This window comes from Streptodolium elevatio, from assembly GCF_053592165.1.
Window position 1 is genome coordinate 62,983 of the sequence record NZ_JBSFVE010000021.1, and the last position, 14,026, is coordinate 77,008.

Here is a 14,026-nt window from a genome sequence, read left to right on the forward strand (position 1 = left end):
CACCGCAACGGCGGTGGCGACGCGGAGACGGGGTGGGGACGTGCGTCTGTGGCGGTGGACGGCATGGTGTTCGGTGGCCTGCGCGGCGGGCGGAATGGCGGCGTTCTTCGAGTTCGACCGTGACGCGGCTGCCCGATGCCCGTACGAACGCGTACCCGCTCGGGAGTGGCTGCTGTCGTACGGGGCTCTGGCGGGCGGCGTCTTGGCGGTGATGCTGTTCGCGGCGGCGTGCGTCGTGGCCGTGCGATCCGGGGTTTCCGTCGCCGATGAGCTTCTGTGGGGGCTCGCCCTGACGGCCTGTGTGGCGGCTGTGTTGGTCCTTTCGCTCGACGTGCTCGCAATCAGGGCGCTGCACGACCGGCACAGCGTCAGTGAGATCACCGATTGCTTCGGCAAGGCGTGACTTCGTGACCGCGATCTCCCGCCCCGGGCTGAGGCAGGATGGTCCGGTGCCAACGGGAGCGGACAGCATCGAGCTGAGCGAAGACGAACTGCGGGTGATCGCGGGTTACGCCGCCGACTGCGCGGACCGGGTGCTGCCCGTCTTCGAACATGGCGTCCCCGGCGATCCAAGGCCCCGCGAATCCGTCGCCGCGGCACGGGACTTCGCCGGGGGAGGTCGGCGTACGGCCGAACTCCGGCAGAAGTCGTGGGCCGCGTACAAGGCCGCGCAGGAGGCAACCGCACCGGCCGTGGTCGACGCGGCACGGTCGGCGAGCCACGCCGCGGCGGCCGCGTACCTGCACCCCAAGGCGAGCGCTCATCAGGTGAAGCACATCCTGGGCGCCGCGGCGCACGCGGCGCGGGCGGAGGAGACGGCCGAGCCCGGCCTGCGGCTCGCGGGCGGGACCTTGGACTGGGCCCGCGTCCACGCCCCGCCGGAGGTCGTCGCGGTGCTCCGCCGCCTGCCCGCCGCGCCGCCCGGAGGCGGACGCGTCGGGGAACTCATCCGCCAACTCGACGCCGCAATCCGCGCCTGAGCCGCACGCCTCCCGGCGATCCGGCGACCTGGTCCCCGGCGAGGGGACTCTCAGTCGGTCGGCGTCGGCGCCGGGATCGTCGCGGTCATGTTCAGGCGTACGAAGTCGAGCACCGGGGGTTCCAGGCGCGCGGCGACGGCGCGGACGACCGCGCGGCGCTCGGCTTCGGGCAGGTCGGTCAGGTAGGGCTGCAGGGCCGCATGGGCGAGGAAGTCCTCCAGGTCGGCGGTGGCCGTGAAGGACACGGGGGCGTTTGCGAGCCAGGCGCGGACGCCGGCGAACCCGGCACCGGCCAGTCGCGCGGTCGTCTGCTCTGCGGTGGCGTAGTGGTTGCGCCCGGCGATGTCGACGCCCAACTCGGCCAGGACGTCGCGGACCCGGGCCAGGCTCCCGTGACCGCCGCACTGCAAGACCAAGTGCCCGCCCGGACGCAGCACCCGGGCGAAGTCGGCGAACAGGGAGCCGTGATCGCGCACCCAGTGCAGGGCCCCGGTGGAGAACACCGCGTCGAAGGTGTCGTCCTCGAAGGGCAGTTGGTCCTCGAGGTCCACCTGTCGCAGGACGAGGCGGTCCGCGTGCGGGGCGAGTCGGTCGCGGGCCTGGTCCAGCATGCTCCGCGAGACGTCGGCGGCGACCACGGAGGCCGAGGGGAACGTGCGCAGCAGCTCCCCGGTCACGCGTCCGCTGCCGCATCCGGCGTCCAGCACGGTTGCGTTCGGGGGCAGTTCCAGACGCGCGAGCACCTCGGTGCCCCAGGTGTGCTGGGCATCGCTGTGCAGGTCGTACGCCGACCCGGTCCACTGATCCGTCATGACGCGCACTGTCCCACACGCCCCGGGGGGACGCCGCCGGATTGTCCGGTGCGCGCCGGCGGTCGGGCGGCGGTGAGGCAGCCGGGCCTCGGTCGGGCGGGCGGGCCGCGGTCGGGTGGTCGCGCGGCGGTCAGGCGGTCAAGCGGTCAGGCGGTGGCGGGGCGGCGGCCGCCCAGGGGGACGACCAAGGGGACTCCTGCCACCGGGCATTCGATGACCTTGGACTTGAGGCGGAAGACCTCCTCGACGAGTTCGGCGGTGACGACCTCGGCGGGCGGGCCCGCGGCGACGACGGCGCCGTCGCGCATGGCGATCAGGTGGTCGGCGTAACGGCAGGCGTGGTTGAGCTCGTGGAGGACCATGACGACCGTGCGTGCGTCGGTGCGGCCGAGGTCGGCGACCAGTTCCAGGACGTCGACCTGGTAGGCGAGGTCGAGGTACGTGGTCGGCTCGTCGAGCAGCAACACCGGCGCGTTCTGGGCCAGGGCCATGGCGATCCACACGCGTTGCCGCTGGCCGCCCGACAGTTCCTCGATCCTGCGGTCGGCCAGCGCGGCCGTGCCGGTGGCTTCGAGTGCGGCGTCCACCACGGCGTCGTCGTCTCGTGACCACTGGCGCCACCAACGCTGGTGCGGGGTACGGCCGCGCGCGGCGAGGTCGCGCACGGTGATGCCGTCCGGGGCCGTGGGCGTCTGCGGCAACAGCCCCAGCTTGAGGGCGAATTCGCGTGCGGAGAGGGTGGAGACGTCGGCGCCGTCCAGGTGTACGGCGCCGGCTTGCGGCTTGAGCAGTCGGGCGAGCGCCCGCAAGGCCGTGGACTTGCCGCACGCGTTGGGGCCGACCAGGGCGGTGACCTTCCCGGCCGGGATCTCCAGGTCGAGGCCGGCGGAGACGGTGCGGGAGCCGTACGCGAGGGTCAGTTCGTGGGCGGAGAGCGAGAGCGGCCGGGCAACCGCCCGATCGGCCTTCGCAGCCACGTGATCCGTCGCGGCGCGGTCGGACCCGACACCCACTCCGACACCGCCCGTCCCGACGCGGTCGCTCCCGGCTTGCTCGGTTGCGGTCTCTGACGCCATGTCAGCCTCCCTTCCCCACCCGGTTGGTCCGGGCGAGCAGCCACATCAGGTACGGGGCGCCGACCACGCCGGTCACGATGCCGACCGGGAGTTCGGTCGGCGAGAACAGCGTGCGGCCGAGCAGGTCGGCGGCGACGATGAGCACCGCGCCGGTGAGCGCGCTCGCCACGAGCGGGATTTCCGCGCGTCCGGTCAGTCGCCGGGCCACCTGGGGCGCCCCGAGCGCGACGAAGCCGATGAGTCCGGCGGACGCGCACGCCATCGCCGCGAGGCAGGTCGCGAGGACCAGCAGCACGATGCGGGCCCGCCCGATGCCGATGCCGAGTCCGCGGGCGGTGTCGTCGTCGAACTGGAGGAGCTGGTACGCCCGCCCGAGTGCCAGGACCGGCGGCACCAGGACCAGCAGCCCCAGCCCGACCCACTTCACGTGCGTGTAGTCGCGGCCGTTGAGGCTGCCGGTGAGCCACACCATCGCGCGTGACGCCTGGTCGATGTCGGCCTTGGCGAGCATCCACCGGTTGAGGGCGATGAGCGCGCCCTGCATGGCGAGGCCGACCAGGACGAAGCGGTAGCCGGTGATCGCGCCGCCGCGGTAGGCGAACAGGTAGATCGCGGTCGCGGCGGCGAGTGCGCCGCACAATGCGCCGAACGGGACACCGCCGTACGACCCGGCCCCGGCCGCCGTGACGCCGCCGAAGAGGATGGCGGTGATGGCCCCGGTGCCCGCGCCCGCGGAGATGCCGATCAGGTCGGGACTCGCGAGCGGGTTGCGGGTGACCGCCTGGAAGACCGCGCCCGCCAGGCCGAAGGCGACCCCGACGAGGACGGCGGTGAGGGCGCGCGGCAGCCGGAGTTCGCGTACCACCAGGTTGCTGTCGCCGGAGCCGTAGCCGAACAGCGCGCCGAGGACCTGGTCGACGGACAGGTTGCTGTACGTGCCCAGGCACAGCGACAGGACCATCATCGCGAAGCCGACCAGCACGAGGCCGCCGTTGGCGGCCAGCACGCGCGGCCGGAGCATGATCCCGAACGGGCCCACGGAGAGCTTCACTTGGTGCGCTCCTTCAGGCGTCCGCTCTTGATGAGGGCGACCAGGAAGGGCGCGCCGATGAACGCGGTGACGACACCGACCTCGAGTTCGGCCGGGCGGGCGACCAGGCGGCCGATGACGTCGGCGGTCAGCATCAGGATCCCGCCGGCGAGTCCCGAGCAGGGGATCAGCCAGCGGGCGTCCGGTCCGATGAGGGTGCGGACGATGTGCGGGATGACCAGGCCCACGAAGGTGATCGGTCCGGCGGCGGCAACCGCGGCGCCGGTGAGCAGGATCACCGCGAGGGCGCCGAGCGCGCGCGTGCGGCGTACCGGCGTACCCAGGCTGCTGGCGAGGTCGTCGCCGAGTGCCAGGGCGTTGAGGCGGCCGGCCAGGAAGAGGGCGACGCCGAGGCCGACGGCGATGAACGGGGCGATCTGCCAGCCCAGGTCGCTGTCCCGTCCGGCGAGCGAGCCGACCGCCCAACTGCGGTACTGGTCGAGGGTGTTGACGTCGAGAAGGACCAGCGCGTTGGTGAAGGCCTCCAGGAGTGCGGTCACCGCGGCGCCCGCGAGGGCCAGTTTGGCCGGGGTGGCGCCGCCGTAGCCGGTGCCGCCGACGATGTACGCGAGCCCGCCCGCCACCGCGCCCATCAGGAACGCGAACCAGATGTACTGGTACGACGCGGTCCAGCCGAACAGCCCGATCGCGCCCGCCACGCCGAACGCGCCACCCGCGCTGATGCCGATGAGCCCCGGGTCGCCCAGCGGGTTCCGGGTGATCTCCTGCGCGACCGCGCCCGCGACGCCGAGGGACAGGCCGACGAGGAGGCCGAGCACCGTGCGCGGCATGCGCAGGTCCAGGACGACGACGGCGTCTCCGTCGCGGCTGCCCCCGAGCGCCGCGAACACGTCCGAGAGAGGGACGTTCTTGGTGCCGATCGCGAGGGACGCGAACGCCGCGACGACCAGCACGCCGAACAGCCCCGCCACCACCGCCGAATTGCGGCGTGGGCTGCGGCGGGGCGGGGGCTGGGGGTCGGCGGGAGTCGGCGGTGCGGCTCCGGCCTTGAGCATTGCGGGCACGGCTAGGAAGGTAAGGCATGCCTTATACCGACGTACACCCCCCCTTGGTGTCGGTATTCGGGCAAGGCTTACCTTCTTCCCACAAGGAGATGTTAGGTAGCCCTTACCTGATGCTCCGTCGGTGTACCGCTTCCTGCCCCATGGAGATCCCCCATGCGTACCGCCCCCCGCCGCTGGCGTTCCAGAGTCGCGGCGGCAGCCATGGCCGCCGCACTCGCGGTCGGCCTCGCCGCCTGCGGCGACGACACGAAGGACGACGCCGCGTCGACGGGTGCCTCGGCCGGATTCCCCCGCACGATCACGCACGACAAGGGCACCACCGAGATCAAGGACAAGCCGAAGCGCATCGTCGCGCTCGACAACAGCCTGGTCGAGGCGGTCGCGGCACTGGACCGGCCGCTCGTCGGCGGCATCGGGTCCTACCGCGACCAGAAGGGCTTCCCCGACTACCTCGGCGAGTCCGTGAAGGACACCAAGGACGTCGGGCCGCTCGACAACCCCAACCTCGAGCAGATCGTGGCCCTCAAGCCGGATCTGATCATCTCGGCGACCGTACGGCACGACGCGCTGTACGACCAGTTGGCCAAGATCGCCCCGACCGTGTTCGTCAAGACCACCGGGCCGACGTGGAAGGACAACATCAAGCTGGTCGCCCAGGCCCTCGGCGAGGAGCAGAAGGCGACCGAGAAGCTGACCGCGTACGAGGCCCGCGCCAAGAGGATCGGCGACGCGATCAACGCGAAGGCCGGCAACCCCACGGTGTCGGTGGTCCGCTTCGTCGACGGCCCGACCCGCATCTACCTGCCCAAGACGTTCAGCGGCATCGTGCTCGCCGACATGGGCATCGCACGGCCGGAGAACCAGCGCGACCCGGAGAAGTTCAACATCGAGATCAGTGAGGAGCAGATCGGCCTCGCGGACGCGGACTACATCTTCGTGACCTCGTTCTCCGGCGGTGAGGAGCGCAAGGCCAGGTTCCTCGCCAATCCGCTGTGGCAGCGCCTCAAGGCGGTCGCCGACCAGCATGTGTACGAGGTGGCCGACGAGAAGTGGATGACCTCTGTGTCGCTCCAGGGTGCACACGTCATCCTGGACGACCTGGCCAAGAACTTCGGGGTCGACGCCGCGAAGTAGCCTGCGCCCGCGACCGGAGCGGGCGCACCACCCGGAACCTGCCGCGCGTACCCGCCCGGCACGAGGCGGGGGCCGTGGACCGTCCACCCACGGCCCCCGCCGCCACCCGGGCGGAGGTACGCACCCGCATACCTGGAGGGACGTTTGCAACTGCACCTGGTGGCCCTCAACCCCACCGATTCCGTCACCGAGGGCTTCCTCCCCGCCGCCGCCGAACTCGGCTTCGACGTCACGGTGTTCACCGACCGGGCGGATCCACACAAGGCGGCGTACGCCGGTTCGGACGCCGCCCCCGCCCGCCTCGTCGAGTGCGACGTACGCGACTTCCGGGCGCTGATCGCCGCCATGTCGCACGGCCCCTCCCCCGACGCGGTGTTCGGCAACAGCGACCACCTCCAGCCCCAGACCGCACTGGCTGCCGACTGGTTCGGACTGCCGGGCAAGGACTGGCGTGCCACGCTGCGAGCCAAGAACAAGGCACTGATGCGGCGTCATCTCGCGGAGACCGGCGTCGACTCCGTGTGGACCGCCGAACTCCCGGGCGACTTGGACCCCGGCGCCCTGGCCGCCGTCGACGTGCCGTACCCGTGTGTGGTCAAGCCCCGCGAGGGGGTCGCGAGCGAGGACGTCTACCTGGTCGGCAACGAACGCGAACTGCTGGCCCGCTGCCGCGGGATCCGCGAGCGCACGCCGGGAATCGCGCTCGTCGTCGAGGAGTTCCTGCGCGGGGACCTGCGCACCCTGGAGACGCTGGGGGACGGCCGGGTCAGACACGTGCTCGGCGGGTTCCGCACCCGGGTGTCGGCCCCGCCGACGTTCGTCGAGGAAAGCATGGTCTTCGACGCCGAGCCCGACCCCGGGGCCGTCGGCCAGGTCGAAAGCGCGCTGGACGCCCTCGGCGTGGGCTTCGGCGCGTGCCACACCGAGTACGTGGTCGCGGACGGTCGGGCCCGGATCATCGAGGTCAACTACCGCATCATCGGCGACCAGTGCGATCTGCTGCTGCGCGATCTGCTGGGTGTGCCCATCTTCGAGCACGTGCTGCGCGTGCACCTGGGCGAGGCCCTGCCGGCGGCATCGGAGCTGCTGGGTGAGCCGGTACGGCCGTTTCCCGGTTCGGCGGACGCGTCAGCCCCTGCGTCGGCGGACGCGTCGGCGGACGGCACAGTGGGCGGCATGTCGGGCGGCGTGTCGGTCGGGATGGTGGACAGGCCGGCGGACGGGCCGGCCGGTCGCCGGGCCCGCGTCGAATACATCTGCGCCCGGGCCGGCGGCACGCTGGTCGCCGCCCCCGCCGCCGCGGATCTGGCCGACAACGGTGTGCAGTTGGCCTACCGGCCGCTTCGCGCGGTCGGCACCACGGCCCCGCTCACCGGGACCAACCGCGACTATCTGGGTGTGCTGCGGGCGGTGGGCCCGGACCAGGAGCGGACCGACGCGGCCGTCGCCCGGTTCGTGGCCGCGCGGTCCTGGGAGATCCGTCCGTGAGCGTGCCGGCACAACGGCCCGAAGACGAGCTCTGCTTACGCGTTCTCGACGCGTGCCTGCGCGAGGACATCCACGGCCTACGCACCGGGGGCACCGTCGACCACCGCGCGGACGGCCCCTGGCTGACCGTGCGCTCCGGCCCGCGGACCGCGGAACTCCCGGTACGCCGGGCATCGTTCCTCTGCGACCTCACCGCCCGCGGACCCGCCCTGATCGAGGACGGACGCCGACTCACCGGGCTTGAGGCACTCCTCGGCTTCCTCGCCGCCGGGACCGGCCCCGAATTCGCCGACGACGCCGAGGGATTCGCCGACTTCGCCGACGAGTGCCGCGCCGCGCTGGCGACCGTACGCGTCCACGACCGCCACCGCGACGCCGTCTTCGCCCGCCTGGCGGGGCGGCCCGCCCGCGGGATCGCCGGGAGCCTCGTCTACGACACGGTCGCGGCCTACCACGACCACCCCGCGTATCCGACCGCACGCAGCAGGGTCGGCTTGACCGAGGACCAACTCCGGGGGCATGCACCGGAGTTCCTGCCGACCTTCGCGCTGCGCTGGGCCGCCGTGCCGCTCTCCGCGGCAACCGTGCGCGGCGTACTCCCGGGGTGGTGGCCGACACCGTCCGGCCTGGGCCTCCCCGAGCGGTACGACGCGTCGCACACCGCCTTCCCGGTGCACCCGTTGACGGATCCGGGCGCGGTGGAGGCCGCGGTGCCCGGCGTTCGGCACGCCGCGGTACGCCACCTGCCGGTCGCCCCGACGCTGTCCATGCGGTCCGTGGTCCCGCTCGACCACGCCGACGAGCACCTGAAGCTCCCGCTCGCCACCAGCACGCTCGGGCTGCGGAACCGGCGCACGATCACGCCGGGTTCGCTCGCCGACGGGGCGGCCGGCAGCCATCTGCTCGGCCTCGTCCTGGACGCCGAACCGCGGTTCCGGCACCGGGTCCTGGTCGCCGACGAACGCACCTACGGCCACGCCGGTCACGAATTGGCGGGGTTCCTCGTACGCCGCCACCCGCCCGGGCTCGACGCCGCGCGCGTGGTGGCGGTCGCGGCGCTGGCGGCCACCGGCCCGGGCGGGCGCACCGTCGTGGAGTCGCTGGCGGACGAGTACTTCGACGGCGACCCGGTCGCGCTGTACGACGGGTACCTGCGCCTGCTCCTCGACTGGAACGTCACGCTGTGGCTGCGCTACGGCATCGCGCTGGAAGCCCATCAGCAGAACACGTCGCTCGTGCTCGACCGCGACGCCGGCGGTCGCACCCGGCTGCGCCTGCTGCTCAAGGACAACGACAGTCCGCGCTTGCTGCCCGGCCGGGTGCGGTCCCGGCTGGGCGCCGCGGCCGAGGCCGTGCCGTTCCACGACCCGCGGATCCCCGTCGCCGACGGCGGGCCGCTGGCCGATCTGTTCACCACGATCACCCTGCACCTGTGCGCGGCGGCGCCCCTGATCGCGCTCGCCGCGACCGGACGCGCCCCGCTGCCCGCGCTGATGGCCTTGCTGCGCAGGCGACTTGAGGCGGCGGCCGCCCGGCACCCGGACTCGCCGGACCTCGCGCTGCTGCACGAACGGTTGTTCGCGGGGCGGTCGATGCCGGTCAAGCTCATGGTCACGGCGGGTACGCTGCTCGACAAGGCGCGCTCCGGGGCGTCCGACATCAACAAGCACTACGCGTGGACCGGGCCCAACTACCTTGTACCCCAAGCAGTCACGGTGCCGGTTGTGCGGCGTGTCCGCCGGACGGACGCGCGGTGAGCGACGCGGTCGTGTCGGGGCCGGGGTACGCGGTCGCCGACCTCCGCTCCGCTGTTCCGCGAAGGAGTTACATGCCCGATGCCGCAACCGCCGCAGGCCCGTCGACCCCTCCGGGCCCCGCGCCGGACAGCCGGCCACCGGAAGTCCCGACAGCCGATCTGGCGACCACCCACACGCTGCTGAACTGCCTTCTCCGTGAAGTCTCCGGACCCGAGCACCAAGCCGCCGTCACCGACGGCCACCTGCTGGTCCGCCTCCCCCGCGCGGACGCCCTGCTGCGCATCCGGGTGCGCCGCACCTCGCTCACCGGCGCGCACCGCTTCCACGGCCCCGCGTACCGGCACGGTCCACGCGGCTGGCGCGAGCTGGACTGGTCGGCGTTGGCCGAACTGGTGGCCTCGGAACTGGAGTTACGCGGAGGAACCGTCAACGGCGAGTTCGTGGGCCAGGTCCGGTCCAGCCGTGACACCATCGCCGCGATCCTCGACGGGCGGGCCGGCCGGGCACCGGCGGCAAACGCCTATCTCGCCTCCGAACAGGCCCTGGCCTTTGGACACCGCTTCCACCCCGCACCCAAGGCCCATGGGGGCGTCGGCCGGGACCGTACGCGCTACGGACCCGAGATCGCCCGGTCGTTCCCGCTGCGGTTGCTCGGGGTCCGCCGGGACCTCGTGGTCGAGGACACGGCCCGCCCCGACGCGCTCGCGCCTGTGGACGAGTTGGCGCCCGCGCCCGAGGGCTACCGCCTGCTCCCGGTACACCCCTGGCAGTTCGGACTGCTGGACGGGCACGCCGCCCTGCGCGGCGCGCTGGCCGACGGACGGATGGTGGATCTCGGCTTCGGCGGACCGGAGTTCGCCCCGACGGCTTCGGTGCGGACCCTTGCGGGCGACGGCTGCTTCCTCAAGTTCAGCCTCGACCTGCGGATCACCAACTGCGTGCGCAAGAACGCCACGTACGAACTCGCGGGGGCGGTCGCCCTGACCCGGATCCTCGCGGATCCCGTGCGGCGGACCGCGGAGCGGCACCCGGGGTTCGCGGTGCTGCCGGAACCGGCGTACCGCAGTGTCGATCTGCCGGACACGGCTCTGCTCGAAGGGCTGGGCGTGATCGTGCGGGACGGCGTGGCGGCGGCCGCCGGGCCGGGAACCCCGCTGCTGGCCGCGGCGATCGCCGACGAGTACGCGCTGTCCGACGCGCACGTCTCGCGGCTCATCCCCGATCCGACGGCCGACCGGGTCGCGGCGTGGTGGCAGGCGTACCTCGCGCTGCTGGTGCCGCCGGTGCTCACCATGTTCTTCGGGGAAGGCGTCGTCCTGGAGCCGCACTTGCAGAACGTGCTGGTCTGCGTGGACGGCCAGGGCCGCCCGGTACGCACGGTGTTCCGCGATCTGGAGGGCACGAAGCTGCTCGCCGACCGGCACGGCCCGGCCCTGGACGCGCTGCCCGCGCGGGTCGCGGCGGCGATGACGTACGACGCCGAACGCGGCTGGAACCGGGTGGCCTACTGCCTGCTCGTCAACCACATCGGCGAGATGGTGGCGGCACTGGCCGACCTGTGCCCGGCCGCCGAGGCGCGGCTGTGGGGGGACGTACGGCGCGTACTGCGCGACCACGCCCGGGAGTTCGGGTGTCCGCCGCCGCTGCGCGCGCTGCTCGCCGGGGTTCCGCTGCCGGCCAAGGCGAACTTGATGACGCGCTGGCAGCGCGTGGCGGACCGCGACGCGGGCTACGTGGCGCTGCCGAGCCCGCTGGGCGCGGCGTTCCTGGACGGCGCGCACGACGCCGGAGCCGAGGAGGCGCAGCCGTGGGAGACGTGACCGCAGCCACGGGGAAAACGGGCGCAGTAGACCACCCCGGGAACGGAACCGGGCACGATCGAACGGAAGTCGCCCCGGTTCCGGTTCGCCTCCCTGACGCCGTGCGGTCGTACGCGGGCGCGCTGCCGGACGACCGGCTCCCGGCGTACGTCCACGACTTGTTCGGACTCCGCGAGCACGTGGCGGCCGTCGCAGCCGCGCTGCCGCCGGGCGTCGAGCTGTACTACGCGGCCAAGGCCAACCCCGATGCCGAGGTTCTCCGCGCGGTGGCGGCCCACGTGCACGGATTCGAGGTCGCGTCGGGCGGCGAGTTCGCGCACGTGCGCGAGGCCGTCCCCGGGAAGCCGATCGCCTTCGGCGGGCCGGGCAAGACGCCGTCGGAGCTGGCCGGGGCGGTCGGCTCCAAGGTCCACCGCCTGCACGTCGAGAGCGAGCAGGAGACACACCGGGTGGCCGCCCTCGCGCGCGCCACGGGTCGGACGGTCGACGTCCTCCTGCGCGCCAACCCGCCGATCGAACTGCCGGGGACCGGGCCGGCCGCGCTGACGATGGGCGGGCTTGCGACGCCGTTCGGCATGGACCCGGAGGTGCTGGACCGCTGCGCGAAGCTGCTCGCCGACGAGCCGCGCGTACGCTTGCGCGGACTGCACGCGCACCTCGCCAGCGGTCTGGGCCCGGACGATCTCGGGGAGATGGCGGCGAGGCTGCTCGCCTGGGCGGACGCGTGGGCCGCCCGCAACGGCGTCGACCTGCGGGAGTTGAACGTCGGCGGTGGGATGGCCGTCGACTACGCGGCCCCGGAGTCGCGCTTCGACTGGGCGGCGTACGGCAAGGCGTTGGGCGGCCTGGTGCGGCCGGGCGGGCCGGTGCTGCGCATCGAGCCGGGGCGGGCGGTCGCCGCGTACCACGGCTGGTACGCGACCGACGTGCTCGACGTCAAGCACAGCCGGGGGCAGGCCTTCGCGGTCGTCCGAGGCGGCACACACCATCTGCGCACTCCCGTCGCGCGCGGGCATGCGCAGCCGTTCGCGGTGCTGGCGCGCGATTCGTGGCCGTACACGTGGCCGCGCCCGAGCACCTCCGGCGAGCCGGTGACCGTCGTCGGGCAGTTGTGCACGCCCAAGGACGTGCTCGCCGCGCGCGTCCCGGTGACGGGTGCGGTGCGTGCGGGCGACCGGCTCGTGTTCGCGATGGCCGGGGCGTACGCCTGGAACATCTCGCACCGCGACTTCCTCATGCACGAGCCCCCGACGTTTCACTATTTGGCGGGGGCCGGGGGGCGTACGTAGAGTTCAGCGGTTGGGCGTCGCGGGATCGAGCACGGAGACGGCAGAGGGCATGACAACGAGTAACGACGAGGCGCCGGGCATCGACCCCGAGCGCCTGGCCGTCTGCCTTTCCGTCCTGGCCGAACTGGACGGGCTGCCGACCGAGCACCCGGACGCGGTACGCATCCGCGAGGCCACCGCGCACATCTTCAAGCGCGTCAAGGAGCGCCGCCGCGCGGACCGCAAGGCCCGTGTCCAAGCCGCCGACCACGCGGTCATCGCGGCCACCGCGACCGGCTCCCCGGACCGCATCGACGACGAGACGCAGGGCATCCCGATCAGCTCGTCGACGGTCGGCGAACTCGCCGGGATACTCCAGCGGGCGCGCGGCTGCTACATCTGCAAGCAGAAGTACGTCGAGGTCGACGCGTTCTACCACCAGCTCTGTCCGCCGTGCGCCAAGCTCAACCGCGAGCGCCGCGACGCGCGTGCCGACCTGACCGGCCGCCGCGCGCTGCTGACCGGCGGGCGCGCGAAGATCGGCATGTACATCGCGCTGCGCCTGCTGCGGGACGGCGCGCACACGACGATCACGACGCGCTTCCCCAACGACGCGATCCGCCGCTTCAAGGCGATGCCGGACAGCGACGAGTGGATCCACCGGCTGCGCATCGTCGGCATCGACCTGCGCGATCCGGCGCAGGTGATCGCGCTGGCCGACTCGGTCGCGGCGGCCGGCCCGCTCGACATCCTGGTCAACAACGCGGCGCAGACCGTACGCCGGACTCCGCAGGCGTACGCCGCGCTCATCTCCGCCGAGGAGGGCCCGCTCCCGGCCGGCGAGCTGCCCGAGTCGATCACCTTCGGCCACATCGCGGGCTCGGGGCACGTGGCCCTGCCGTCCGCGCTCCCGGTCGGCGCGGCGCCGGCGACGACCCCAGCGGTGGCGCCGCCGAACGACCTGGACCCGCACGCGCTGACGGCGCTCGCGCTCACCAGCGGCTCGGCGACCCCCGCGCGCATCGAGGCGGGCACCGCGATCGACGCGGGCGGCCTGATCCCGGACCTGGACGCGTCCAACAGCTGGGTGCAGCGCGTCCACGAGGTCGACCCGATCGAGTTGCTCGAAGTGCAGCTCTGCAACGTGACGGCGCCGTTCATCCTGGTGAGCCGGCTGCGTCCGGCGATGGCCGCGGCCCCGGCGCGCCGCAAGTACGTCGTGAACGTCTCGGCGATGGAAGGCCAGTTCAGCCGCGGCTACAAGGGTCCGGGGCACCCGCACACCAACATGGCCAAGGCCGCGCTCAACATGCTCACGCGCACCAGCGCGCAGGAGATGCTGGCCGACGGCATCCTGATGACCGCCGTCGACACCGGCTGGATCACCGACGAGCGCCCGCACCCCACCAAGATGCGCCTCGCCGACGAGGGCTTCCACGCCCCGCTGGACCTGGTCGACGGTGCCGCCCGCGTCTACGACCCCATCGTCCGCGGCGAACAGGGCGAGGACCTGTACGCCTGCTTCCTCAAGGACTACGCCCCCTCGCCCTGGTGACGCGGGCTCGGGCCGTCCGCC

General features: G+C 73.0%; 12 protein-coding genes. 8 read left to right on the top strand and 4 right to left on the bottom strand.

Annotated features, from left to right (window positions below; translation table 11 throughout):
- The first annotated feature begins 94 nt into the window (after nucleotides 1-94).
- Nucleotides 95-403 (top strand): hypothetical protein, encoded by a 309-nt coding sequence (locus tag ACWD12_RS31425; protein WP_450102385.1) that lies wholly within the window; start codon nucleotides 95-97, stop codon nucleotides 401-403.
- 46 nt (nucleotides 404-449) lie between these two features.
- Nucleotides 450-980, top strand: coding sequence for a putative immunity protein (locus ACWD12_RS31430; RefSeq protein ID WP_358348431.1), 531 nt, complete (start codon nucleotides 450-452; stop codon nucleotides 978-980).
- Between the two features lie 50 nt (nucleotides 981-1,030).
- Here ACWD12_RS31430 and ACWD12_RS31435 read toward each other — a convergent pair whose 3' ends face one another.
- From ACWD12_RS31435 to ACWD12_RS31450, 4 genes are all read right to left on the bottom strand, one after another.
- Nucleotides 1,031-1,792 carry a class I SAM-dependent methyltransferase gene (locus ACWD12_RS31435; RefSeq protein WP_450102386.1) on the bottom strand — a complete coding sequence of 254 codons (762 nt, stop codon included), beginning with the start codon at nucleotides 1,790-1,792 and terminating at the stop codon, nucleotides 1,031-1,033.
- Nucleotides 1,793-1,938: 146 nt separating this feature from the next.
- Nucleotides 1,939-2,868 carry an ABC transporter ATP-binding protein gene (locus tag ACWD12_RS31440; RefSeq protein WP_450102387.1) on the bottom strand — a complete coding sequence of 310 codons (930 nt, stop codon included), beginning with the start codon at nucleotides 2,866-2,868 and terminating at the stop codon, nucleotides 1,939-1,941.
- A 1-nt stretch (nucleotide 2,869) separates the two neighbouring features.
- Complete coding sequence (locus tag ACWD12_RS31445; RefSeq protein WP_450102388.1) at nucleotides 2,870-3,919, bottom strand: FecCD family ABC transporter permease; 1,050 nt, start codon at nucleotides 3,917-3,919, stop codon at nucleotides 2,870-2,872.
- Nucleotides 3,916-4,974: a FecCD family ABC transporter permease gene (locus tag ACWD12_RS31450; protein WP_450102469.1), complete on the bottom strand. Its 1,059-nt coding sequence runs from the start codon at nucleotides 4,972-4,974 to the stop codon at nucleotides 3,916-3,918. The genes ACWD12_RS31445 and ACWD12_RS31450 overlap by 4 nt, the downstream gene beginning before the upstream one ends.
- Nucleotides 4,975-5,136: 162 nt before the next feature.
- Here ACWD12_RS31450 and ACWD12_RS31455 point away from each other — a divergent pair, with 162 nt between their 5' ends.
- The 6 genes from ACWD12_RS31455 to ACWD12_RS31480 all read left to right on the top strand — a co-directional run bounded on the left by ACWD12_RS31455 (nucleotide 5,137) and on the right by ACWD12_RS31480 (nucleotide 14,005).
- Nucleotides 5,137-6,117 (top strand): ABC transporter substrate-binding protein, encoded by a 981-nt coding sequence (locus tag ACWD12_RS31455; RefSeq protein ID WP_450102389.1) that lies wholly within the window; start codon nucleotides 5,137-5,139, stop codon nucleotides 6,115-6,117.
- A gap of 144 nt (nucleotides 6,118-6,261) precedes the next feature.
- Nucleotides 6,262-7,605, top strand: coding sequence for an ATP-grasp domain-containing protein (locus ACWD12_RS31460; protein WP_450102390.1), 1,344 nt, complete (start codon nucleotides 6,262-6,264; stop codon nucleotides 7,603-7,605).
- Entirely contained in the window at nucleotides 7,602-9,362 is a 1,761-nt protein-coding gene (locus tag ACWD12_RS31465) for an IucA/IucC family protein (RefSeq protein WP_450102391.1), read from the top strand. Before ACWD12_RS31460 ends, ACWD12_RS31465 begins: the two co-directional genes overlap by 4 nt.
- 71 nt (nucleotides 9,363-9,433) lie before the next feature.
- On the top strand, nucleotides 9,434-11,182 hold the full coding sequence (locus ACWD12_RS31470) for an IucA/IucC family protein (RefSeq protein WP_450102392.1): 1,749 nt from the start codon (nucleotides 9,434-9,436) through the stop codon (nucleotides 11,180-11,182).
- 101 nt (nucleotides 11,183-11,283) lie between these two features.
- Nucleotides 11,284-12,471 carry a type III PLP-dependent enzyme gene (locus ACWD12_RS31475; protein ID WP_450102393.1) on the top strand — a complete coding sequence of 396 codons (1,188 nt, stop codon included), beginning with the start codon at nucleotides 11,284-11,286 and terminating at the stop codon, nucleotides 12,469-12,471.
- 49 nt (nucleotides 12,472-12,520) lie between these two features.
- On the top strand, nucleotides 12,521-14,005 hold the full coding sequence (locus ACWD12_RS31480) for an SDR family NAD(P)-dependent oxidoreductase (RefSeq protein ID WP_450102394.1): 1,485 nt from the start codon (nucleotides 12,521-12,523) through the stop codon (nucleotides 14,003-14,005).
- Nucleotides 14,006-14,026: the final 21 nt, after the last annotated feature.